At 63.3% G+C, this 21,385-nt stretch carries 26 protein-coding genes; 18 read left to right on the forward strand and 8 right to left on the reverse strand.

The annotated features are described in order from the left end of the window. Positions 1-112 precede the first annotated feature (112 nt). Positions 113-1,792: an amidohydrolase gene (locus AC0L3E_RS06025; protein ID WP_128307985.1), complete on the reverse strand. Its 1,680-nt coding sequence runs from the start codon at positions 1,790-1,792 to the stop codon at positions 113-115. A 154-nt stretch (positions 1,793-1,946) separates the two neighbouring features. On the opposite strand from AC0L3E_RS06025, the gene AC0L3E_RS06030 reads away from it, so the two are divergent. Beyond that, entirely contained in the window at positions 1,947-2,708 is a 762-nt protein-coding gene (locus tag AC0L3E_RS06030; protein ID WP_245463630.1) for a TetR/AcrR family transcriptional regulator, read from the forward strand. 26 nt (positions 2,709-2,734) lie between these two features. After that, a complete protein-coding gene (locus AC0L3E_RS06035; RefSeq protein WP_256745522.1) occupies positions 2,735-3,766 on the forward strand; it encodes a histone deacetylase family protein in 1,032 nt (343 codons plus the stop codon). A 314-nt stretch (positions 3,767-4,080) separates the two neighbouring features. Here the strand turns inward: AC0L3E_RS06035 and AC0L3E_RS06040 are convergent, their stop codons facing one another. Continuing rightward, a complete protein-coding gene (locus AC0L3E_RS06040) occupies positions 4,081-4,314 on the reverse strand; it encodes a hypothetical protein (protein ID WP_473604446.1) in 234 nt (77 codons plus the stop codon). Positions 4,315-4,316: 2 nt separating this feature from the next. Here AC0L3E_RS06040 and AC0L3E_RS06045 point away from each other — a divergent pair, with 2 nt between their 5' ends. Both AC0L3E_RS06045 and AC0L3E_RS06050 read left to right on the forward strand, forming a co-directional pair. Continuing rightward, positions 4,317-5,027 carry a helix-turn-helix transcriptional regulator gene (locus AC0L3E_RS06045; protein ID WP_473604447.1) on the forward strand — a complete coding sequence of 237 codons (711 nt, stop codon included), beginning with the start codon at positions 4,317-4,319 and terminating at the stop codon, positions 5,025-5,027. Next, on the forward strand, positions 5,024-5,794 hold the full coding sequence (locus AC0L3E_RS06050) for a response regulator transcription factor (RefSeq protein WP_473604448.1): 771 nt from the start codon (positions 5,024-5,026) through the stop codon (positions 5,792-5,794). The genes AC0L3E_RS06045 and AC0L3E_RS06050 overlap by 4 nt, the downstream gene beginning before the upstream one ends. Before the next feature lie 35 nt (positions 5,795-5,829). Here AC0L3E_RS06050 and AC0L3E_RS06055 read toward each other — a convergent pair whose 3' ends face one another. From AC0L3E_RS06055 to motA, 6 genes are read right to left on the reverse strand one after another with little or no spacing between them, the layout of a single operon-like run. Then, a complete protein-coding gene (locus AC0L3E_RS06055; RefSeq protein ID WP_473604449.1) occupies positions 5,830-6,267 on the reverse strand; it encodes a hypothetical protein in 438 nt (145 codons plus the stop codon). Then, positions 6,264-7,346 carry a flagellar biosynthesis protein FlhB gene (gene flhB / locus AC0L3E_RS06060; RefSeq protein WP_127290384.1) on the reverse strand — a complete coding sequence of 361 codons (1,083 nt, stop codon included), beginning with the start codon at positions 7,344-7,346 and terminating at the stop codon, positions 6,264-6,266. Before flhB ends, AC0L3E_RS06055 begins: the two co-directional genes overlap by 4 nt. A 9-nt stretch (positions 7,347-7,355) precedes the next feature. Next, a complete protein-coding gene (locus AC0L3E_RS06065; protein WP_473604450.1) occupies positions 7,356-8,366 on the reverse strand; it encodes a flagellar motor switch protein FliG in 1,011 nt (336 codons plus the stop codon). Positions 8,367-8,409: 43 nt separating this feature from the next. Further along, on the reverse strand, positions 8,410-8,796 hold the full coding sequence (gene fliN, locus AC0L3E_RS06070; protein ID WP_023809994.1) for a flagellar motor switch protein FliN: 387 nt from the start codon (positions 8,794-8,796) through the stop codon (positions 8,410-8,412). A gap of 16 nt (positions 8,797-8,812) precedes the next feature. Continuing rightward, on the reverse strand, positions 8,813-9,760 hold the full coding sequence (locus AC0L3E_RS06075) for a FliM/FliN family flagellar motor switch protein (RefSeq protein ID WP_473604451.1): 948 nt from the start codon (positions 9,758-9,760) through the stop codon (positions 8,813-8,815). 32 nt (positions 9,761-9,792) lie between these two features. Then, positions 9,793-10,668 carry a flagellar motor stator protein MotA gene (motA, locus tag AC0L3E_RS06080; protein ID WP_127326683.1) on the reverse strand — a complete coding sequence of 292 codons (876 nt, stop codon included), beginning with the start codon at positions 10,666-10,668 and terminating at the stop codon, positions 9,793-9,795. Between the two features lie 146 nt (positions 10,669-10,814). On the opposite strand from motA, the gene AC0L3E_RS06085 reads away from it, so the two are divergent. The 14 genes from AC0L3E_RS06085 to fliP all read left to right on the forward strand — a co-directional run bounded on the left by AC0L3E_RS06085 (position 10,815) and on the right by fliP (position 21,211). Beyond that, positions 10,815-11,936, forward strand: a complete 1,122-nt coding sequence (locus AC0L3E_RS06085; protein ID WP_127320967.1) for a DUF1217 domain-containing protein — start codon at positions 10,815-10,817, stop codon at positions 11,934-11,936. Between the two features lie 7 nt (positions 11,937-11,943). After that, on the forward strand, positions 11,944-12,666 hold the full coding sequence (flgF, locus tag AC0L3E_RS06090) for a flagellar basal-body rod protein FlgF (protein WP_127380744.1): 723 nt from the start codon (positions 11,944-11,946) through the stop codon (positions 12,664-12,666). Positions 12,667-12,669: 3 nt separating this feature from the next. Beyond that, positions 12,670-14,073, forward strand: a complete 1,404-nt coding sequence (fliI, locus tag AC0L3E_RS06095; RefSeq protein WP_473604452.1) for a flagellar protein export ATPase FliI — start codon at positions 12,670-12,672, stop codon at positions 14,071-14,073. Beyond that, positions 14,060-14,899, forward strand: coding sequence for a hypothetical protein (locus AC0L3E_RS06100; RefSeq protein ID WP_473604454.1), 840 nt, complete (start codon positions 14,060-14,062; stop codon positions 14,897-14,899). Before fliI ends, AC0L3E_RS06100 begins: the two co-directional genes overlap by 14 nt. A gap of 79 nt (positions 14,900-14,978) precedes the next feature. Further along, positions 14,979-15,359, forward strand: coding sequence for a flagellar basal body rod protein FlgB (flgB, locus tag AC0L3E_RS06105; protein ID WP_027038255.1), 381 nt, complete (start codon positions 14,979-14,981; stop codon positions 15,357-15,359). 2 nt (positions 15,360-15,361) lie between these two features. After that, on the forward strand, positions 15,362-15,778 hold the full coding sequence (gene flgC, locus AC0L3E_RS06110) for a flagellar basal body rod protein FlgC (RefSeq protein WP_013529797.1): 417 nt from the start codon (positions 15,362-15,364) through the stop codon (positions 15,776-15,778). Next, positions 15,778-16,104, forward strand: a complete 327-nt coding sequence (fliE, locus tag AC0L3E_RS06115) for a flagellar hook-basal body complex protein FliE (RefSeq protein WP_127397190.1) — start codon at positions 15,778-15,780, stop codon at positions 16,102-16,104. The genes flgC and fliE overlap by 1 nt, the downstream gene beginning before the upstream one ends. An 11-nt stretch (positions 16,105-16,115) precedes the next feature. Then, positions 16,116-16,904: a flagellar basal-body rod protein FlgG gene (gene flgG / locus AC0L3E_RS06120; protein ID WP_013529795.1), complete on the forward strand. Its 789-nt coding sequence runs from the start codon at positions 16,116-16,118 to the stop codon at positions 16,902-16,904. A gap of 3 nt (positions 16,905-16,907) precedes the next feature. Beyond that, positions 16,908-17,435 carry a flagellar basal body P-ring formation chaperone FlgA gene (gene flgA / locus AC0L3E_RS06125; RefSeq protein ID WP_473604455.1) on the forward strand — a complete coding sequence of 176 codons (528 nt, stop codon included), beginning with the start codon at positions 16,908-16,910 and terminating at the stop codon, positions 17,433-17,435. Further along, positions 17,432-18,673 carry a flagellar basal body P-ring protein FlgI gene (locus AC0L3E_RS06130; protein WP_128363173.1) on the forward strand — a complete coding sequence of 414 codons (1,242 nt, stop codon included), beginning with the start codon at positions 17,432-17,434 and terminating at the stop codon, positions 18,671-18,673. Before flgA ends, AC0L3E_RS06130 begins: the two co-directional genes overlap by 4 nt. A 9-nt stretch (positions 18,674-18,682) precedes the next feature. Continuing rightward, positions 18,683-19,267, forward strand: a complete 585-nt coding sequence (locus AC0L3E_RS06135) for a MotE family protein (RefSeq protein ID WP_473604456.1) — start codon at positions 18,683-18,685, stop codon at positions 19,265-19,267. Then, a complete protein-coding gene (gene flgH, locus AC0L3E_RS06140) occupies positions 19,264-19,971 on the forward strand; it encodes a flagellar basal body L-ring protein FlgH (protein WP_473604457.1) in 708 nt (235 codons plus the stop codon). The genes AC0L3E_RS06135 and flgH overlap by 4 nt, the downstream gene beginning before the upstream one ends. A 17-nt stretch (positions 19,972-19,988) precedes the next feature. Continuing rightward, positions 19,989-20,483: a flagellar basal body-associated FliL family protein gene (locus AC0L3E_RS06145; RefSeq protein ID WP_473604458.1), complete on the forward strand. Its 495-nt coding sequence runs from the start codon at positions 19,989-19,991 to the stop codon at positions 20,481-20,483. Further along, positions 20,480-21,211, forward strand: a complete 732-nt coding sequence (fliP, locus tag AC0L3E_RS06150) for a flagellar type III secretion system pore protein FliP (RefSeq protein WP_127290412.1) — start codon at positions 20,480-20,482, stop codon at positions 21,209-21,211. The genes AC0L3E_RS06145 and fliP overlap by 4 nt, the downstream gene beginning before the upstream one ends. The last annotated feature ends 174 nt before the right edge of the window (positions 21,212-21,385 follow it).

The following is a 21,385-nucleotide window of genomic DNA, read 5'->3' on the forward strand; positions in this document are numbered from 1 at the left end:
GCTGGCGGAGCTTTTCCCCTGTTCGATGTGACCACATGGCCGGTGGGTTGGCAAGCCCGGCATTGGGTCACAGTTCAATCAGTCATTGAGGCCTGCAAGCCCCATGCCATAGTCAGGCCTGATAGGTGACCTTGCCGCCGCAAATCGTCGTCACCGGCCGCACCTTGTGCAGGTCGGCCGGGGCGGTGTTCTCGATATCCATCGACAAAACCACCAGATCGGCCATGTAGCCTGATTTCAGCGTGCCCTTGCGGTGCTCGGCGAATTCGGCATAGGCGCCCTCGATCGTGTAACCGGCGATCGCTTCATGCAGTGAGAAACTCTGGTCCGGGTCGCTTTCTGCCCACGGTTTGCGCAACACCGCCGCCTGAATGCCCAGGATCGGATCGATCGGCGACACCGGCCAATCGGATGCGAAGACGACATGCGCGCCGGCATCCTTCAAGGTCCGCCAGGCATAGCTCAGCGGCCAGCGCGCCGGTCCGATGCGCGATACCGTCGGCTCCAGTGGAAAATCCATTGCGCCCGGCGGATGCGGCGGTTGCATGGAGGCAATGACGCCGAGTTCGGCGAAACGCGGCACATCAGCGGTGGTGGTGACCTCGATGTGCTCGACGCGGTGACGGCTGTCGCGCTTGCCGTTCGCCTTCTGCGCCGCCTCATAACCGTCGAGCACCGCGCGCACCGCGCCGTCGCCGATCGAATGCACGGCGATCTGCAGCCCGCGTCTGTCGACCGCGACGGCCAGATCGATGAACTGTTGCGGCGTGAACAGCGGCTCGCCCACCCAGTCGAGCCGGTCGGCATAAGGCTCGACCATGACAGCTGTCCAGGAATCGAGAACGCCGTCGTAGAACACCTTGACCATGCCCGACGACAGCCATTCCCTGTTGTAGCGTTCGGCCATATCAGAGGCCTTGTCGAGCATGTCGAGCGTCATGAAATTCTTGTAGTGGAACGGGATCTTGACGCGGCAGGGCAAGCCTTCCTCGGCGTCGATCTCGGCCAGCAGCTCAAGCTGATAGAGATTGCCGTCCATGTTCTGGATCGAGGTGATGCCGTGGCGGGCGCACCAGGCGAGCCCGCGCCGCATGATGTCGCGGTCGGCGTCCCGCTCCGCCGTCGTCGGCATCGGGTCCGGCTCGCCGCCGGTCGACAGCCCCAGCCGCACCCGGCCTTCGCCGGCAAGATCGAGCACCGGGCCAAAGGCCTCGCCTTCGCGCAATTCACCGGCGGCCAGACCATCGTCACCCATGACGATCTCATTGCCCGGACCAAGCGTGCGCCCCTGCAGGATGCCGGCCATTTCCAGCGCCTTGGTGTTGGCCCACATGGTGTGATGGTCGGGCGCCGCCATGCAGAACGGGCGATCGGGCAAGATGGCGTCGAGGTGATGGCGCGTCACGCGCTCGCTGCCGAGCACGGTGTAGTCGACGCCCTGGCCGACCAGCATCTTCGCGTCGGGCCGGGTCGGCGCATAGTCGCGGATCGCCTTCTGCAGCGCCTCGAAGCCATGAATACCGGTGAGTTGAAGGTGGGCAAGTTCAGCCCCGCCCGAAAACAGATGCATATGGGCTTCGATGAACCCCGGGACCACCGAACCGCCCTTGGCGTCGATGACCCTGGTGGCCGGTCCCTTGAACTCTTCGATGGAGGCGCGGCTGCCGATGGCGACGATTGCGCCATCCTTGACGGCGACAGCCTCGGCGGTGGGATTGTCGTCGTCGATGGTCAGTACACGACCATTGATGACGATCAGATCCGCATTGTGACCCGCACCTGTGACAGACATCGCGACTCCGCGCTTTTGACGACTGACTGAGACCGACAACCTCTTGTCCAACGACCTGCCACTCCACCGGAGCGGCGCCATGGGACGAAAAAGAATGCCAGCGCGCTGTCTTGGAAATTCCCCTTGTCATCCCAAGAGGCAGCGTGGATAAAGAATGCGACTGATTATTCGCGTTTGTCAACATACCGAATCTGGAATGTATTGTGGACAGCAAGCTCCCACCATGTTGAGACCGGGCGGGGAACGAGGACATCAAGCCGTGAAGCGCAGTCTCGACCGCAAAACCAGGATAGCGCTCGAACCGCGCAAACAGCCGCGGCAACAACGCTCCAGCAAGGTGGTCGACCGGATTCTCGACGCAGCGCTGGTCTTGACGCGGGAGCAAGGAACCAAGACGCCGACGACGCTCGCCATTGCGCAGCGCGCAGGCTTGTCGGTTGGTTCGATCTACCAATACTTCCCCAACAAGGAAGCCATTCTTCTGGACCTCGCCCGGCGCTGGCTGTCATCCTTCCCCGAGGTGATCGCCAAGCGTATCAAGGTCGCCCCGCCCACCAACCGTGAAGAGTTTCGGCGCGAAGTGCGCAAGCTCTTCATCGACACGTCCAGACTCTACCTCGAAAACGCCAGCCTGATGCCGGTGATCGAGGCCATTTCAGGCAACGCCGACCTCAGGCCGATCCAAAACGAATATGACGAGCAGATCATCGCGCTCTACGCCGCATGGCTGCAGCATGTGAACCCGGCGCTTGAAAACAAGATCGCCAGCCGGCTCGGCGTGCTGATGATGGACGTCGGGCACGCCTGCCGGCTTGTCGGGCTGAAAAGCGACCGCAAGACATACGACCTCATCGAGGATGATGTGGAAAGAATGTGGCTCGCTCTGGTGAGCCCTTATCTCAATCTTGAATCTTGACTGATTTCGCACTTCGAGAGGAATTTATGAAGACTGTTTTCTCCCCCCTTCACGCCGGCCATGCCGGCCAAATGGAACTGGTCACATCAGCCATCGTGCCGGGTTTCGAAAAGCCATCGAGGGCCGAATTCATCAAGGCACGGGTCGAAAGCGAGAAACTGGGTCCCATCATCGCGCCGCACGAACATGACCTCGCCGCCGCCAAGCGCATCCACAAATCAGACTATATCGACTTTCTCCCGACGGTCTGGCCGCAATGGCTGCAAGCAGGCCTCACGGGCACGGCGATGCCCTTCACCTGGCCGACGCGCGGCCTGCGCGGCGACGTGCCGCCAAAGCGCGTCGACGCACTGCTCGGCTATTATTCCTTCGATGCCGGCGCCACCTTCGTCGAAGGCACATGGGCTGCGATCAAGTCTTCCTACGATGTGGCGCTGACCGCCGCCGGCCTGGTCAAGGATGGCGAGGCTTCCGCCTTCGCGCTCTGCCGTCCGCCCGGCCACCATGCCGGGGCTGGCTTTATGGGCGGCTATTGCTACATCAACAACGCCGCCGTCGCCGCGCAATGGTTCCGCGACCAGGGCGCCAGACGCATCTCGATCCTCGACGTCGACTATCACCACGGCAACGGCACGCAGGAGATCTTCTACGACCGTGCCGACGTCCAGGTGCTCAATCTGCATGGCGATCCGATGGTCGAGTACCCGTTCTTCCTCGGCCATGCCGACGAACGCGGCGCGGGTGCCGGCGAAGGCTTCAACATCAACTATCCGATGCCCTTCGGCACCGACTGGGATGCATGGAACGCCTCGCTCGAGGATGCCTGCGCCAGGCTCACCGCTTATGCACCGGATGTCGTCATCGTCTCGCTGGGTGTCGATACGTTCGAGAAGGACCCGATCAGCCAGTTCAAGCTGAAGACATCGGACTATCCCAAGATCGGCCGCCGCATCGCCGGGCTCGGCCTGCCGACGCTGTTCGTCATGGAAGGCGGCTATGCCGTCGAGGAGATCGGCATCAACGCGGTCGGCGTGCTGACCGGGTTCGAGGATCGGTAAATGCCTGTCGTCCAGGAGCATCTGGCGGTTTTGGGACAACGACAGGCATAAGCAAGGGACGGCCGGGACCGGGCGGCAACATCGCCCGGTTCCCACTATCGGGCCAAGGCACCAGCCTTCGGCGCCAGCAACCGGCGCGCCCGTCCATTTATATGCGCCCTGGGGAAATCAACCGGCCGCCGAAATGGCCGGCGAAGATTTTCGCGTCCCGGTCTTCTGTCCGAGGCGCGAAAACCGACCTCTGAGTCGCACGTGAGTCCATCGGATTCGATTTTGTCAAATCGCGTTTGATGTCAGATTCAACTGCGGGTAGATTAGACCCGAATCAGCCGGTCCTTGGGGGGCGCGGCGACCACCCAAAGTCTCTTGTTCCGGAGCTTTTCCGGCACCAGACGCGGACGGCTTCGCGTTCCCTGAATGGATTCGGGATTTGGTTCGGCGCAGCCCTGCGCCACGCGTGTGTCTTCGTCAAAGTAATGCGTATTCGGGTTCGGCGGCTGGCTTTCCAGCATCCGGACAGCAGAAACGATTCCGGCCAAAAGCAACAAGAATGAGCAGTCCCGCCGCACTTCTTCAATCCGACACATTGGGCTCGCGCCTGACGTCGCGCGGCGATCTCACCAGCTTTTTCATGCAACTGACCGCCGAGATCGGCGCCGACAGCTACATGTTGGTCGCCATTGTCCACGACCAGGACCGCAACGATGCGCGCATCGTCTCCTCCAACTGGATTTTCGATGCCATCGAGCTGATCGGCAAGCGGCTGATCGCCGGGCTCGCGCAAGGCGCGCTCACCGTCGCGCCAGGTATCCGTCCACATCCGCTCGTGGCATCCCAGGCACCAGAAACAGACGGATTGATCACCGGAGAGGAAGCCCGCCTTCTCGACGTGCTCGGCCATGCCGAAATCTATTCGCTGCGCCTCAATGTCGGTCGCCAGCGCCTGTTCGCCCTGTTCTCTGCGGCGACCGCCGGCAGCATCGACCAGCCGGCGTTGATGCGGGCGCAACTGAAATGCTGCTACGCGCTCTCGCACATCCCGCAACTGATTGCCGCTGCCGCCATGCAGGATCCGTTGTCGGATCGCGAGCGCGAATGCCTGTTCTGGGTTTCCGAAGGCAAGACCACCGACGAGGTCGCCGTCATCCTTGGCGTCTCCTCCAACACCGTCAACAGCTACATCACCCACGCCATCCAGAAATTCGCGGCCAGCAACCGCGCGATGGCCATCGCCACGGCGATCAGGAGCGGCATCATTTGAAACACGCCGATATCAAGGAAACGGCCGAAGCCCTTTTCAACGAGCAGCGCAACCCGTTCGGAGCCTTCACCCTTGGCTCCGAAACCCATCACGCGGTCACCATTCCCGATGCCGTGCGCCGCTGCCGCTGGATCGCCGTTGACATGAATGCCTCGGCTTTCGGCCTCTTCTTCGTAAGCCCCTCGCCCGAGCGGGCGCGGCTCGTGCCATGCTTTGATTCCGACTATCCGGGCATTGCCGTGGCGACCAAGTTCATCTCAGGCGCCAACGGCGAGGAGATCGTGCGCCACACCCGCCTCTCGACCGAACCGCGCTGGTGGACGGATGACGGCGTCGCCGCCATGGCGGAGCTGTTTGGCAATCTCGCCTGGACCGAGCGGATGGCGGCGCTGGCGCCCGGAACCAGCGGCATCGCTTTTCCCGTGCACGCCGACCGCGGCCAATGCGGCCTTGTCGTGTTCCTGGGCTCGGAGATGACCTTGCAACAGGAAGCGCTCTACGAAATACACGCCCGCTGCTTTTCGCTATTCGCCGCCGTCGCTCGCATCCGTCCGGGCGATGCCGGCCGCATGCGCGCAATCTCCAAGCGCGAACTCGAATGCCTGAAGCTGACCGCCAATGGCAACACCAGCGAGGAGATCGCGCGGCTCCTGAAACTGTCGGTGCACACCGCCAACCAGTATCTGACCCAGTCGACCCAGAAGCTCAACGCCGTCAATCGCAACCAGGCCGTTGCCAAGGCGCTGCGGCTGGGCTTGATCGAATAGGGGAATTCGGCAGCGCTTCGAAAGGCGACCGGCGGTCAGCGATAGGCGAGCGGCTCGACCTTGCGGATACGCGCCTCTTCGATCACCGCCTCGAGCAGCGCCGTATTGTGATCCGGGTCTTCGCCCGGCTTCTCGAACGACACGTAGTTGACCGCCACCGAAGCGCCAAGCTCGCTCAGCGTCAGCTGGAAATACACGGTGACGCCGGGCGGCCTCAGTTCCAGATCGAGCACGATGCGCGGGCTGCCGCTCCAGTCGACATGCGCCTCACCACCATGGCCGAGCCGCAGAGTGCCCGGCATGAAGAACAACTCAACCGCTGAATCGACCAGGTCCGACAGGCACGCGAAATGCTCCAGCCGGATAAAGGCGATGTAGTCGGCGACATCGATCAGCCTGAGTTCCCCCACCACCTGCTCGATGGCGCTGGCGACGATGATCTCGCGAGATTTTGCGTGCGGTTGCCGGTTCATGAAATCTGTCTGCGCTCAGCCTTTTTCGAGTAGACGATCCGCACCAGTTCGGCGACGGCCTGGTAGAATTGTGACGGGATCACACTATCGACCGAAACTTGCTTGTACATGGAGCGGGCGAGCGCCACGTCCTCGAAGACCGGGATGTTGTGTTCCCGCGCTATCTCGCGGATTTTCAGCGCCACCAGATCCTGGCCCTTGGCCAGCACCATGGGTGCCGAGTCCTCGTCTCGCACATATTTCAGCGCGATCGAGAAGTGCGTTGGGTTGGCGATGATCAGCGTCGCGCGCGGCACCGCCGTCATCATCCGCTTGCGCGCCCGGTCGCGCGCCAGCGAGCGCAGCCGCGACTTGACGATCGGGTCGCCCTCGGACTGTTTGAACTCGTCCTTGACCTCCTGCTTGCTCATGCGCAGATCCTGCTTCCAGTGGAAGCGCGACCAGACGATGTCGATTGCCGCGATCAGCCCCATGACGAAGACGATCGCCACCAGGATGTCGACGGCGATGCCGCGGATGACGAGACCGAATGCGACCGGATTGGTGATCATCCCGGCGAGCAGCTTTCGGTGGTCTTCCGACAGCGTGAAGCTCAGCACGACGATGGCAAACCCGACCTTGCCGAGTGACTTCAGGAACTCGACCCAACCCTGGATGCCGAACAGCCTGTTCCACCCCTTGGCGATCGAAATGCGCGAGAGTTGCGGCCGGACCCGCTCGCCTACGAATTGCGGCATGTTCTGGAACACCGAGGCGCCGACGCCGGCGACGGTCAGCAGCACCATCAGGCTCAGGACGGCGCGGCCAACCTCGAGGAGGACGATCTTGTAGAGCGCGATGACGTCGGTCTCCGTGTCCATCGGCCAGGCTTCCGGCTTCTCCAGGAACATCGACAGGAACATGCCGAGATCGATGATCGCATCCTTGGCGTAGAAGACGGTGAACACCAGTATGGCAACGAACGAGGCAAAGAGCGCTGTCTCCCGCGAATGGGGCAGTTTGCCCTGTTCGATGGTGTCGCGGATCTTCTTTTCCGTCGCCTCTTCGGTTTTCGAATCCTTGTCGACCGCGTCAGCCATGGCGCGGCCTTAGGCGGCGTCTTGGGTCGAGGGTAGTTCGAAGGCGCCTTCGCGCGACAGCCGGATCGTCGTCGTAACGATCGTCTTGCGGGCCGCTGTGATGTCGGCGAGAGGGACCCCGTCCGAGCCCTGTCCGAGTTCGGCTTCGATCATGCGCCGCGAGCGGGCGCCGATGGCCGACAGCACCGATTCTGCGAGTGCGGCCGAAGTGCCGCGCAGGGCCAGCGTGACCAGCTCCGTCGACAGCCCGTCGAACAGCAGCACCCGCGCTTTCTGGGCGAGCAGCGGCAAGTCGTCGAAAGCAAACAGCCGGGCCCTCACACCGTCGAGATCAGGCGTGCCGGCGGCTTCCAGATCCTGCATGACTTCCTCGAGCAGCGGCTTGTCGAGTTCGTTGAGAACGCTGGCGACACGCGCCTGCCCGGCCGAGGTGTCCTTGGTCGAGGTTTCCGCCAGCACGCTGGTGCGCAGCCGGTTTTCGACGATCCTGGCGGCAGCGTCGGGAACATTGGCCATCGTCACCATGCGCTTGATGATTTCTCCACGCATCGGCTTGGTCAGTGTCAGCAGCACGTTGGCCGCCACCTGCGGCGCCAGCTTCGACAACACCATGGCCGCCGTCTGCGGATGCTCGCCGGCCAGGAAGGCACCAAGCCGCGCCGGTTCGAGCTTTTCGAGCTCGGGCCAGATCGGCGGCGGACCTTCCGGTGCGACCTCGAATTTCTTGTCGCCCATGATCGCGCTCATCTCTTCGGGCGAGAGCGATTCGTTGAGGATGGTGTCCATCCTGTCGGCGGAATCGAGCAATCCCGCCCCTTCGGTGAACTCGGCCTCGAACTCGGCGACGATACGTTCGAGATCGCTTTGCGGAATCGTCCGAAGCAGGCGGGCGCCCTCGATCAGCGCCTTCAGTTCTTCCTGCTTGAAGAATTTCAGCAGGCGGCTGGCCGACGGCTTGCCCATAGCCACAAGTATGGCGGCCGCCTTCTGCGCGCGGGTCAAGGTCACCGGCGTCGTCATGCCACTCGCCTCCGCTGCCACCGGCAAGCCCAGCAAACCATGTCTAGGCGCCCTTCGTGCCGGCGATGATTTCGGTCAGCCTGATGCCGAAACGGGACGGATCGCTTTCCAGCACGGTGATCTCGCCGCGCGCGATCTTGCGGCCGTTGACCACGACGTCGACAGGTTCCCCGATGCGGCGATTGAGCGCCACGGTCGACCCTTTTTGCAGCGCCATCAGATCGGAGACCGGCATCTCGGTGCTGCCGAGGATGATCTGGACATCAACGGGGATGTTCATGATCACGCTCGAATTGGCTGATGAGGCCGCCCTGAACGCCGCATCAGGGCGTTGCTCCTCTTCATGCAGGACCCCGCGCAACTCTTCGATGGCACGGTCGAGCTGCTCGTCCGGCTGGTCGAGGTCGGCTTCCGCCTTGGTTTTGGCCATGATCGTCTCCAAATGCTCAGGCGCGTCCGGCGGCAGCCGGCATCAGCCCGTCGATAAAGTCCTGCCCGGCGTCGTAAGGATGCCTGATCCGGACGGTGTAATTCTGTCCCAGTTTGCCGAACTCGCATATGAACAGCGTCTTGCCCCGTGCGCTGAGACGCGCCTGGGACTGGGCCGTTTCCTCGAATTCGATGACGTCGCCGATTTCGAAACCGGCGAGATCGCCGAGCGTCAGCCGCGCCAGCGGCATCGTGGCCTCGAGCGCCACGGTGGAGCGCATCACCTCTTCCGAAAAGCGGGCGCGCCAGCTGGGGCCGTGATCGTCGTCGCTGACAGGCACGGCTCCGTCGCGGCTGGCCAGCACGACGCGCTGCGGCATCGTCACCGTGACGGTGCCACTGTCGGCCGGCGTCGAGATGCCAAGCACGATACGGATTGCCGCGCCATCGCGCAGCACATACCGCTTCGCCTCGGTGCCGGACATTGCTCGCGGCGCGGGCAGGCGCAGGTCGAGCGAGCGCTTTCCCGATCCGTTGAGGGCCTGCGCGACCTGCTGGAACACCATGGTCGAAACATCGATTTCGATCTGCGACAGATCGCGTTCGATCGGCGATGCCGGCAGATCCGGGTCGCCGCCGAACAGCGTGCAGACCATGATCGCGATCGCCGGAGCATCGATCACCAGGGTCATCGCATCAGAGGACGCGGACGAGCCGATCACGGTCATGGCAAACGTGTCGCCGGCACGCGAACGCGCCTCGGGAACGCGGCTGACCTCGATCGCTTTGAGATCGACGACGACCGGAACGCCAAGCTCGCTGGTCAGGCTTTTCTGCAACAGCGGTACGGCGCGTTCGGCCATGGCGCGGCCTGCGTCGATGACCTGCGCGGCCTCGCCGCTGTCGCCGACCAGACGCTCGATGATCAGCGAACGCGCTTCCGCTGGGCTGCCCGGACTGGTCATGACAGTGCTGGGACCGATCTATCGCGCATCGTTCAGGCGGCCTTCTTTTCGACGGTGCCGGTATTCATCGTGCTCTGCTCGACGGCATCGATCGTCGGCCGTTCATAGGACGAGATGGTCTTACGGCCGAACTCGATCGCCACCTGCGGCAGCGCGCCGTTCATGTAGGCCAGCAGCGTCTGCTTGACGATGATATAGAGGCGGTTCTTTTTCTCGCGCACCGTCTTGATCTTGGTGGCGACCGGCCCGACCACCGAATAGGACAGGAAGATGCCGAGGAACGTTCCGACAAGTGCGGCACCGATCAGACCGCCGAGGATTTCCGGCGACTGGTCGAGCGCGCCCATCGCCTTGACCACGCCGAGCACGGCGGCGACGATGCCGAGCGCCGGCAGGCCATCGCCCACCGCCACCATCGCGTGATAGGCCTTCATCTTGTCGGACCTGATGGTCTGGATCTCTTCGTCCATCAGCGCCTCGATCTCGTGCGAGCGGGCATTGCCGATGATGATGATACGGCAGTAGTCGCAGATGAAATGCGTCAGGTCATGATTGTGCAGCACGGTTGGGAACGCCTGGAAAATCGCCGACTCTTCTGGATTGTCGATATGCGCCTCGACCTCGCTGCGGGATTTCGAGCGCAGCTCGCGCATCAGCGAGTGCAGCACGCCGAGCGTCTCGAGATAGTCCTGTTCCTTCGGCACCGCCTGCTTGAAGGCTTCGAGAATGGCCTTGCCGGTGTCCTTGACCGTCTTCATCGGATTGGCAACGAGGAAGGTGCCAAAAGCCGCACCACAGATGATCACGACCTCCCATGGCTGGATCAGCACGTGAAGATGGCCGCCCATGGCCATGAAGCCGCCAAGGACGCAGCCGAGCGTTACCACCAGTCCAATCAGAATGCCCACGACAGGTCCTTCCGCATTTCACATCAGGAGCTAGGGATAGTCCCCGTGCCTTGTGTGAGGCTTGAATCGAGGGCTTGGAAGCGATTCAGTTTCGCGCAAGGAAGTATGGGTATTGTGCCGGCATAGCTTCGGCCGGAGGCACGTCTTTGCTCAATACCTTTACCAGCTACCAGCTCATCACCAAGGACATTTCAAAATCGATCGACAGGATCGAGCAGCAGCCCGTGGTTGATCGCGACACCAAATATTATCTCGCGAATATCACCAAGGTGAAATCGATCGACGATTTCGTCAAAAACGACCGTTTGTTCAAGTATGCCATGAAGGCCTACGGGCTGGAGGACATGGACTACGCCAAGGCCTTCATGGTCAAGGCACTCAAGGAAGGCGTCTCCGATCCCGACAGCTTCGCCAACAAGCTGACCGACAAGCGCTACGCCGAATTCGTCAGCGCCTTCAACTTCGCCGCCAACGGCGCCGATGCGACCATCTACAACAAGACACAGCAGTTGGTGACCAAGAACTATGCCATCCAGGCCCAGATCGCCGGCCTCGATCCCAATTCGGCCTATGTGAAGGGCGAGACGACATACTATCTCGCCAACATCACCAAGGTGAAGTCGATCGACGATCTGATGTCGAACAACCGGCTCTACACATACGCGCTGGCGTCATTCGGTCTCGATTCCGCGACGGAGGACAAGGATCTCATCAAGCGGGTTCTGCAGGGCGGCGTCCGCGATCCCGACAGCGTCGCCAACAAGATGACGGACAAGACCTATGCCGCGCTTGCCTCCGCCTTCAACTTCGAGGCCTATGGCGAAAACACCACCACCATCAATCCGGCGCAGCAGCCGACCGTCGACAAATACATGCGCCAGACCCTCGAAGAGGATGCCGGTCAGGCTAACCAGGGTGTGCGGCTGGCGCTTTACTTCGATCGCAAGGCCCCAACCATCACCAGCTGGTATGACGTGCTGGCCGACACCGCGCTTGCCAGTGTCGTGCGCACCGTGCTCGGCCTGCCCGATTCCTTCGCCACCGCCGACGTCGACAAGCAGGCGCAGCTGTTCGAGCAAAAACTCGACATCTCGGATTTCTCCGACCCCGAGAAACTCGGCAAGTTCCTGACCCGCTTCACCAGCATGTACGAGATCAACCACCCGACTTCATCGGCCGTCACCTCGGTCAGCGTGCTGTTTGCCCAGCCACTCACAGTCGGCATCTCCACCGACCTGATGATGGCCATGCAGAAACTGAGGTTCTGAGACCATCATGCGGGATAGCCTGTACGTCGCCCTTTCGTCGCAGATCGCGCTCGAGCGGCGCCTCGACACCATCGCCGACAACGTCGCCAATGCCTCGACGATCGGCTTTCGCGCCACCGGCGTGAAGTTCGAGGACGTCGTCTCCGGCACCGGGCAGAAATCGGTATCCTTCGCCTCCCCGGGCAAGACCTACCTTTCCGGCGCCCATGGTGCCTTGAGCGAGACCGGAAATCCCTTCGATTTCGCCGTCCAGGGCGATGCCTGGTTTGCCATAGAGACGCCGGTCGGCACCGTCATGACCCGCGACGGCCGCTTTTCGATGAACGAGAACGGCGAGTTGATGTCGATCGAGGGCCACCCGGTGCTCGATGCCGGCGGCTCGCCGATCCAGCTTGATCCCCGCAACGGCCCACCCAAGGCCGGGGCCGATGGTTCGTTGCGCCAGAACGATCAGCTTGTCGGCTCGATCGGTCTCTACAATTTCGACCCAGGCCCGAACTTCGTCCGCTACGGCAATTCCGGCATCGTTCCGGCACGCACCCCGGAGCCTGTCACCGATCGCTCGGATATCGGCGTCGCCCAGGGTTTTCTCGAAGAGTCCAATGTCAATCCGGTGCTGGAGATCACCAGGCTGATCATGGTCCAGCGCGCCTTCGAGAACACCGCCGCCCTGATGCGGCAGACCGACTCCTCCACCGACGAGGCGATCAAGACGCTCGGCTCGAAATAATCCATGTCGCTCGACCAGCCATCCCTGCGCGCACTCGAAAGACAACTCCAGCCGGCGCCGGAAGACCGGCTTGCCGCGCTGGAACGGGTCTGGCGGCGTTTCGCCGACGCCGAGGCGCTGCTCAAGCGCGGCGGCCGCGTCATCGAAGTCACGCCCACGCACTACAAGGTGCACGGCCTTTCCGGCTTCGCCAGGCTGGGCGACATCGTCGAGCAGCGCGGCGATGCCGGTGCGCGGCGCGGCGAGATCGTCAAGATCGGCCGCGACGAGGCCGTCGTGGCACCCTTCGAACGCAGCGCCGATTCCGGCATCGGTGATGCCGTTTTCCGCCGAGGTCCGCTCGTGGTGGCGCCGCATGCCTCGTGGCGCGGCCGCACCATCGACGCACTCACCAGGACGATCGATGGCGGCCCGCCGCTCGCCCGGGGAGACGACCCATCGCGCGGCGCCCAGACGACGCCGGGAGCCATGGCGCGGCAACGCGTCGGCACTGCCTTCATGACCGGCGTCAAGGTCATCGACATCTTCACGCCGCTCTGCTTCGGCCAGCGCCTCGGCATCTTTGCCGGCTCCGGCGTCGGCAAGTCGACGCTGCTCGCCATGCTCGCCGGCGCCGACGCATTCGATACTGTCGTGGTGGCGCTCATCGGCGAACGCGGCCGAGAAGTCCGTGAATTCCTCGAGGATACTATCGGCGACAGCATGGCCAAGACCGTCGCCGTCGTCGCCACCAGCGACGAAAGCGCCATGATGCGCCGGCGTGCGCCGGACACCGCCATGCGCGTCGCCGAGCATTTCCGCGACCAGGGGCATCGCGTTTTGCTGGTGCTGGATTCGATCACCCGCTTCGCCCACGCCCTGCGTGAGGTGGCGACGGGGACCGGCGAGCCGCCGGTCGCGCGCGGTTATCCGGCCTCGGTGTTCACCGAACTGCCCAAGCTGCTCGAACGCGCCGGGCCGGGCGGGGAAGGCAAAGGATCCATCACCGCCATCATTTCCGTGCTGGTCGACGGCGACGATCACAACGATCCGGTCGCCGATTCCGTGCGCGGCATCCTCGACGGCCATGTCGTGCTCGATCGCACGATCGCCGAACAGGGTCGCTATCCCCCCGTCAACCCGCTGTCGTCCATATCGCGGTTGGCCGGAAAGGCCTGGAGCGTAGAACAGCGCGCGCTGGTGACAAGGCTGAAGTCGATGATCTCGCGCTTCGAGGACACGCGCGATATCCGGTTGCTTGGGGCCTATCAGGGGGGCGCCGATGCCGAACTGGACATCGCCGTGCGCCAGGTGCCGCTGATCTATGAGGCGCTGACGCAAGCGCCGAAGGATCGCCCGTCGACCGACCCGTTCTCCGATCTCGCCCGCCACCTCAAGAGCAAGCTGAACGCCGATGCCGGAGACTGAACGCGAATATACCGAGCGCATCCTGCGCGACATGATCGCCGAGGCCAACGCCGTGGAGCAAGCCGAGGCTGACGAAGCGAGAACCGCCAAGGCAAAGGCCGCCCGTGACATCGCAGCCAAAGCCGAGGCCGTTCTGGCCAGAGCCGTCAAGCCAATCCTGCCACGAGCTGGCAAAGCCGATCCTGATCTGGCCAGGCCCGTCGAACCCGCTCTGCCCCGGGCTCCCCAGGCGGTGGCTGCCGAGATGACGCAGGCCAGCCGCGACTCGCTGATCGACGGGCTGTTCCCGCGCACCGAATGGCCGCAGCCGCCAAAGGCACCGTTTCCCCGACTGAAGAAGAAGTCCGACCGACGCAGCGATTTCGTCATAGCCGCGCTCGGCATCACGCTCGGCCTGATCTGCGCCCTGTTTCCCTGGTACATCTTCTTCAACCAGGACCAGTTTGGCGTCCAGGCGATGAAGTTCGGCGGCACCGGCTCCAATTCCGGGCGAGCGGGCGGCGGCGTGGTCGCGGAACGCAGCGCGCCGCTGACGGCAAAGGATATTCCCGCGGCCAATCTCGATCTTCTTGCCACGGGGACGGTGCGGGACGATGTCAATCCCGCAGCCGCACCCGACGAGCAACCGTTTCCGGCCGACGCGGCGAAATTCCGCATGGTTCATGTCGCTAACGGCCGTGCCATGATCCAGGACGACGCTGGCCTCTGGATCGTCCAGCGCGGCTCGATACTGCCTGACTCCAGTCAGGTGTCCTCCATCGAGCAGCGCAACGGCAAATGGGTCATGGTCACCAGTGCCGACCGGGTGATCGAACTCTCCAGATAAACGATCTCCGGCTCCCGCCATCCGCAAGGCCCGCGCAAGACTGGCGGCCTAGTCTCTGGGTACCTGCTCGGAGATTCCCATGGAGCCCGTTTCCCTTTTCGACCTCGCCGCCAAGCAAGCGCAATGGCTGGCCGTGCGCCAGTCGGCAGTCGCCGGCAACATCGCCAATGCCAACACGCCAGGTTATACGGCAAACGACGTCGAGCCATTCGAAAAGGTGCTCGACCGCGCCGCCGTATCGCTGCAGGCGACCCAGGCCGGCCATCTCGGCAATGCGGCGACCAATGCCGGCTTCACCATCAAGCCGCAGGAGAATGACGGCGTCGTCATGCCGTCCAAGAACTCGGTCGTTCTGGAAGACCAGTTGCTGAAAGCCGGCGAGGTGCGCCGCTCCTTCGAGCTCAACACAGCGATCGTCAAGGCGTTTCATACGATGATGATGATGGCGGTGAAGAGCTGACCATGGACGCACTGACCGCAGCCCTCAAAGTCGCAGCATCCGGCCTCGGCGCCCAGTCGGAGCGCCTGCGCGTGGTTTCCGAAAACCTCGCCAACGCCCAGTCGACCGGCACCGCGCCCGGCTCCGATCCTTATCGCCGCAAGACCATCAGCTTCGTCTCTGAGCTTGACCGGGCCTCCGGCAGTTCAACGGTTGCAGTGAACTCGATCGATCGAGATCCCAGTGACTTTCCAGTCGAGTTCCAGCCCGGCAACGAGGCCGCCGACGAGAAGGGCTACGTCAAGATGCCCAACGTCAACGTGCTGATCGAAATGGCCGACATGACCGAGGCCAATCGCTCCTACGAGGCCAACCTTCAGGTGGTCAAGCAGGCCCGCGACCTGATTTCCATGACCATCGACCTGATGAGGAACCAGTAATGATCAGCGGTATCGGAGCGCTTCAGTTCAAGCCGTCGATCGGCGGCGACGACGCGGCCACAAGCCTGCTCCAGGGCGGCGCGACACCCTCAGCCGGCGGCACCATCGGCACCTCCTTCGCCGAGGCGCTGAGCCAGGCAGCCTCCAAGACCGTGAACACGCTGCAGAATGCCGAGCAGGTATCGTTGCAGGCGCTCAAGGGCGACGCCGACACCCGTCAGGTGGTCGACGCCGTGATGAGCGCGCAGCAGGCGCTTCAGACCGCCGTCGCCATACGCGACAAGGTGGTTTCCGCCTATCTCGAAGTCAGTCGAATGGGCATCTGAGGAATTCCGCCATGAAAGCACTCGCCATCGCCGCCACCGGCATGAATGCCCAGCAGACAAATCTGGAAGTCATCGCCAACAACATCGCCAACATCAACACCACCGGCTACAAGCGCGCCCGCGCCGAATTCTCCGACCTGCTCTATCAGGTCGACCGCACGCAAGGCGTGCCCAACCGCTCCAACGCCTCGCTGGTGCCGGAGGGCGTCTCGATCGGCCTCGGCGTCAAGACGACGGCCGTGCGCAACGTGCACACCCAGGGCGAACTGACCAGCACCGGCAACAGTTTCGACCTGGCGCTGACCGGCAGGGGCTGGTTTCAGATCGAGGGTGCCGACGGCGGCACGCTCTACAGCCGCGCCGGAGCTCTCAACACCAACGCCACCGGCCAACTCGTGACGGTCGACGGCGCTGCCGTCATTCCGGCAATCAATGTCCCCGTGGATGCCGTCGAGGTCATCGTCAACAAGACCGGCCAGGTCTTCGCCCGCATCGACGGCCAGACCGACCTGCAGAACCTCGGTCAGCTTCAGATCGCCAACTTCGCCAACGAGGCCGGCCTGGCGCCGCTCGGCGACAATCTGTTCCAGGAAACCACGGCTTCGGGGCCGGCGAATGTCGGCGTGCCTGGCGATCCCGGCTTTGCCACCATCCAGCAGGGCTATCTCGAAGCCTCCAACGTCGACCCGGTCAAGGAAATCACCGAACTGATCTCGGCGCAGCGCGCTTATGAGATGAACTCCAAGGTCATTCAGGCCGCCGACGACATGGCCTCCGTGGTCTCCAAGAACATCAGGTAACGCATGATGTCGACGCCCGGCCTCCTGTCCGCATTCCGCCGCACCGCGCTCGTCCTTGCGCTGGTGACCGGCACGATGCCGGCTTTTGCCCAGGAATCGGCCAACCAATCGGCCACCCGGATCGCCAGCAATCAAGCTGGCGGCGAGGTGGTGCTTATTCCGAGCCGGGTAATCTATCCCGGCGAGACCATCAACCTGGCTGCCCTGAAACACGTCACCCTTGTCGTCGGCAAGCACAAGCCGGAGGCGGTCGCCACGCGGGCCGAAGAACTGGATGGCAAAGTCGCCAAGCGCACGCTGCTGCCCGGCCGCTACATTCCTTCCACCGCCATCCGCGAGGCCTGGCTGGTCGAACAGGGTGCTTCCGTGCAGATCTTCTTCATCGCCGGCGGGCTGACGATCTCGGCCACCGCCGTGACGCTGCAGCCGGGAGCCCCGGGCGACCTCGTCAAGGTTCGCAACATCGACAGCGGCAAAATCCTGTCCGGCACGGTGATGGCGGACGGAACCATCCAGGTCAGCGCGTCATGATGCGCGGGCTTACCCTGATGCTGGCAGCCGTGCTTGGCCTGCAGCCGGCGCTGGCCGACGGCCTGACGTCGAAGGCCAAGCGCGAGCTCGCCGCCAAGAATGGCGGCGTCTACAACGATCCCGAATATGATCCGGCCACCACCAGCCGCATGTTCCGGGTTTCGACCGGGCCGAGTTCGCTGCCGCCGGGCCAGGTGGCCGCGCGCATCAAGGACATCGCCCAGTTGCAGAGTTCGCGCGACAATCAGCTCGTCGGCTACGGCCTGGTCATCGGCCTTGCCGGATCGGGCGACAGCCTGCGCAACTCGCCATTCACCGAACAGTCGATCCGCGCGATGCTCGAAAATCTCGGCATCGCCACCGAAGGCGGCAGTGCGCGCGCCAAGAATGTCGCCGCCGTCATCGTCACCGCCAACATGCCGCCCTACGTGCAATCGGGCGCCCGCATCGACATCGACGTCTCCTCGATGGGCGACGCGACCTCGCTTTCCGGCGGCACGCTGATCATGACCCCGCTGAAGGCGGCGGACGGCGAGATCTATGCCGTCGGCCAGGGCTCGGTCATCGTGTCCGGCTTTACCGCCCAGGGACAGGCCGAGCAGCTGACGCAAGGCGTGCCGACCTCCGGCCGCGTGCCGAACGGCGCCATCGTCGAGCGTGCTGTCCAGGCCGAGTTCGACGATCAGGCGGTCCTGACGCTGCAACTGCGCAATCCCGATTTCTCGACCGCTATCCGCATCGCGGACGCCATCAACGACTACACCGGCCAGCGCTTCGGCATGCGAGTGGCGGCAGAGCGCGATTCTCGCACCGTGCAGATCAGAAGGCCGAAGGGTGTCTCGGCGGCGCGCTTCTATGCCGAAATCGAGAATCTGGTGGTCGAATCCGACACGCCGGCCCGTGTCGTGATCGACGAGCGCACCGGCACCATCGTCATCGGCAATGACGTCAAGATCTCACGTGTCGCCATCAGCCACGGCACGCTCACCGTGCGCATCACCGAAGCGCCGCGCATCGTCCAGCCCGAGCCCTTCTCCAAGGGCGAGACCGCCGTCGAACCGTTCACCGCCATCGACGCCAGCCGGCCCGACGCCCGCGTTGCCGTGCTTGACGGACCCGATCTCCAGACCCTCGTTTCCGGCCTCAACCGCCTCGGCGTCAAGCCGGATGGCATCATCGCCATCCTGCAGGGCATCAAGTCGGCCGGGGCTCTGCAGGCCGACCTGGTTCTGCAATAGGCGATGCCGATGACGCGCTCCTTCCCACGCCATGACGGCAGACACCGCAAAGCCGCGATCCTGCTCGCGACCGCTATTCTCGCGACGCTGCCCTTTGCCGGCGACACTGCGCGCGGCGAGGAGACGGTCCGCCAGGTCCTGCCGGGGGCACCGGTGGCAGCGGCGCCGCAGCAATTGACGCGGGAAAAGGCGCCGGACCAAAGCGAGATCGAGCGCTTCTGCTCAAACATCGCCGACGCCGCCCGCGACCGCCGCTATGTCCTGCAGGCGGAGGAACTGAAGCAGCTCCAGGCCGGCATTGACCAGCGCATGAAAGCGCTCGATGCAAAGAAAGCTGAATACGAGACCTGGCTGAAGCGACGCGAGGTTTTCCTGGCCCGGGCAGAGGACGGTGTCGTCCAGATCTACGCCGGCATGAAGCCCGACGCCGCCGCCGAGCGGCTGGCCATCGTCAACGCCGATCTGGCTGCGGCCATATTGATGAAGCTCGATACACGCAAGGCGAGCGTCATCCTCAACGAAATGGACCAGAAGGCGGCGGCGACGCTCACCGGCATTATGGCCAGCGCAGCCCGAAGGGTAGATCCGTCATGATCCGGAAAATGCTTGTCCTGTGCGTGGTCACCGTGCTGTCGGGTTGCGGAACCAACCTCAAGGAGGTCGGCAGGGAGCCGGCCCTGTCCCCGGTCGGCTCCGGCATCGATGGCGGCAGTACCGGCTCCCTCTATCGCTATCCGCAAACGCCGCCCGCGCCAGTCAAGAAATTCTCGTTGTGGGACGACCGCCAGAGCCGGCTGTTCACCGACCCGCGGGCGCTGTCCCAGGGCGACATCCTGACGGTCAAGATCAAGATCAACGATCGGGCCAACTTCAAGAACCAGAACGACAGGAGCCGCACCGCCAATCGCAAGCTCGGTTACGACCTCAGCGCGCAGTGGGACCAGTGGAGCACAGCCGGCAAGGGCGCTGGGGCTCTCAGCTCCACCACGGACACGACTGCCGACGGCGAGATCAAGCGCTCGGAGACACTTGAGCTCAATGTCGCGGCGATCGTCACCGATGTGCTGCCCAACGGCAATCTGATGATCACCGGATCGCAGGAAGTGCGCGTCAACGCCGAGCTCAGGGTGCTGACGCTCGCCGGCATCGTGCGGCCGGCCGATATCGGCGCCGAAAACACCATCCCCTACGAACGTATCGCCGAGGCCCGCATCTCCTACGGCGGACGCGGTCGCATCACCGAGGTCCAGCAGCCTGCCTACGGCCAGCAGATTCTCGACCAGGTTCTTCCGTTCTAGGATCGGAGCAGGGCGCCGTGGCAAATATCGAACAGGTCCAACAGCGCAAGGGTCCCTCCCCTGCCATCCAGGCCGGCATGCTGCTGGTTGTGACGGCGGCCGCCATCGGCATGGGGTGGATGTCCGGCGGTTATCTCAAAGGTGTCGATGCACCGTCGTCGGTACCGGCGGCGCCCGAGAATGAAGGCAAGACGGAGCAGCCGGCTTCTGCCGAGCAGCCAGCGGTGGGGCCGACACTGGTCGTGCTGGCGCCGATCACCACCAACATCGCCTCGCCTGCCGATACCTGGATCAGAATGGAGGTGTCCGTCGTCTATGACGGGCCGCAGCCACAGGCAATGTCTGATGACATCCACCAGGACCTTCTGGCCCTGGTGCGCACGTTGAAGATGCATCAGATCGAGGGGGCCAGCGGCTACCAGCACCTGAAGGCCGACCTCGAAGAACGCGCCGCGATCCGCAGCCAGGGTCACGCCAAACAGGTACTCATCAGGACATTGCTGCTCGAATGAGAAAGTTCCTTCTCGCCACGGCCATGATCGCCGCCGCCACCTCCATCGCGACGGCCCAGCAACTCGATCTCGGCGGCATCGGCAAGGCTGACGGCACCACCGTCGGTTACATCATCCAGATGTTCGGCCTGCTGACCGTTCTGTCGGTGGCGCCAGGCCTGCTGATCATGGTGACCAGCTTCACTCGTTTCGTCATCGCCTTCTCGATCCTGCGCGCCGGAATCGGCCTGCAGTCGACACCGGCGAACCTCATCCTGATTTCGCTATCGCTGTTCATGACGTTCTACGTCATGGCGCCGACCTTCGATCAGGCCTGGAACACCGGCGTCAAGCCGCTGATGGACAACCAGATCACCCAGACCGAAGCCTTCGACAAGATTTCAGACCCGTTCCGCACCTTCATGCTGCACAATGTGCGTGACAAGGATTTCGACCTCTTCGCCGACCTTGCCCGCGAGCGCGGACAAACCGTTTCGCGTGACACCGTCGACCTGCGCATCCTGGTGCCGGCCTTCATGATCTCGGAGATCCGGCGCGGTTTCGAGATCGGCTTCCTGATCGTGCTGCCATTCCTGGTCATCGACCTGATCGTCGCCACCATCACCATGGCGATGGGCATGATGATGCTGCCGCCGACAGTGGTGTCGCTGCCGTTCAAGATCCTGTTCTTCGTCCTGATCGACGGCTGGAACCTGCTTGTCGGCAGCCTGGTGCGCTCCTTCAACTGACCCTGCGGCGCCGGCTCGAAATCCCAGCAATATATTTTCGATTAACCGTCCGGTTTAGCCCTTTGGTAGGGACTTGCCCGCATATTCGCTCGCAGATGGCGGGTGATCGATTTGAGAGATCATGGGCATGATGCCGCACCGTCATACCGGTAGAGCCGGTATGTAAAAAATACC

It is taken from the genome of Mesorhizobium sp. WSM4822 (genome assembly GCF_055811155.1).

Coding starts and splice junctions, on each gene's coding strand:
- AC0L3E_RS06025 (WP_128307985.1), bottom strand. CDS start 1,792: ATGTCTGTCACAGGTGCGGGTCACAATGCGGATCTGATCGTCATCAAT.
- AC0L3E_RS06100 (WP_473604454.1), top strand. CDS start 14,060: ATGCCGGAGACTGAACGCGAATATACCGAGCGCATCCTGCGCGACATG.
- AC0L3E_RS06135 (WP_473604456.1), top strand. CDS start 18,683: ATGACGCGCTCCTTCCCACGCCATGACGGCAGACACCGCAAAGCCGCG.
- AC0L3E_RS06045 (WP_473604447.1), top strand. CDS start 4,317: ATGAGCAGTCCCGCCGCACTTCTTCAATCCGACACATTGGGCTCGCGC.
- fliP (WP_127290412.1), top strand. CDS start 20,480: ATGAGAAAGTTCCTTCTCGCCACGGCCATGATCGCCGCCGCCACCTCC.
- AC0L3E_RS06055 (WP_473604449.1), bottom strand. CDS start 6,267: ATGAACCGGCAACCGCACGCAAAATCTCGCGAGATCATCGTCGCCAGC.
- fliN (WP_023809994.1), bottom strand. CDS start 8,796: ATGGCCAAAACCAAGGCGGAAGCCGACCTCGACCAGCCGGACGAGCAG.
- flhB (WP_127290384.1), bottom strand. CDS start 7,346: ATGGCTGACGCGGTCGACAAGGATTCGAAAACCGAAGAGGCGACGGAA.
- flgF (WP_127380744.1), top strand. CDS start 11,944: ATGCGGGATAGCCTGTACGTCGCCCTTTCGTCGCAGATCGCGCTCGAG.
- fliE (WP_127397190.1), top strand. CDS start 15,778: ATGATCAGCGGTATCGGAGCGCTTCAGTTCAAGCCGTCGATCGGCGGC.
- AC0L3E_RS06030 (WP_245463630.1), top strand. CDS start 1,947: ATGCGACTGATTATTCGCGTTTGTCAACATACCGAATCTGGAATGTAT.
- flgB (WP_027038255.1), top strand. CDS start 14,979: ATGGAGCCCGTTTCCCTTTTCGACCTCGCCGCCAAGCAAGCGCAATGG.
- flgH (WP_473604457.1), top strand. CDS start 19,264: ATGATCCGGAAAATGCTTGTCCTGTGCGTGGTCACCGTGCTGTCGGGT.
- AC0L3E_RS06035 (WP_256745522.1), top strand. CDS start 2,735: ATGAAGACTGTTTTCTCCCCCCTTCACGCCGGCCATGCCGGCCAAATG.
- AC0L3E_RS06075 (WP_473604451.1), bottom strand. CDS start 9,760: ATGACCAGTCCGGGCAGCCCAGCGGAAGCGCGTTCGCTGATCATCGAG.
- fliI (WP_473604452.1), top strand. CDS start 12,670: ATGTCGCTCGACCAGCCATCCCTGCGCGCACTCGAAAGACAACTCCAG.
- AC0L3E_RS06065 (WP_473604450.1), bottom strand. CDS start 8,366: ATGACGACGCCGGTGACCTTGACCCGCGCGCAGAAGGCGGCCGCCATA.
- AC0L3E_RS06130 (WP_128363173.1), top strand. CDS start 17,432: ATGATGCGCGGGCTTACCCTGATGCTGGCAGCCGTGCTTGGCCTGCAG.
- flgC (WP_013529797.1), top strand. CDS start 15,362: ATGGACGCACTGACCGCAGCCCTCAAAGTCGCAGCATCCGGCCTCGGC.
- flgG (WP_013529795.1), top strand. CDS start 16,116: ATGAAAGCACTCGCCATCGCCGCCACCGGCATGAATGCCCAGCAGACA.
- flgA (WP_473604455.1), top strand. CDS start 16,908: ATGATGTCGACGCCCGGCCTCCTGTCCGCATTCCGCCGCACCGCGCTC.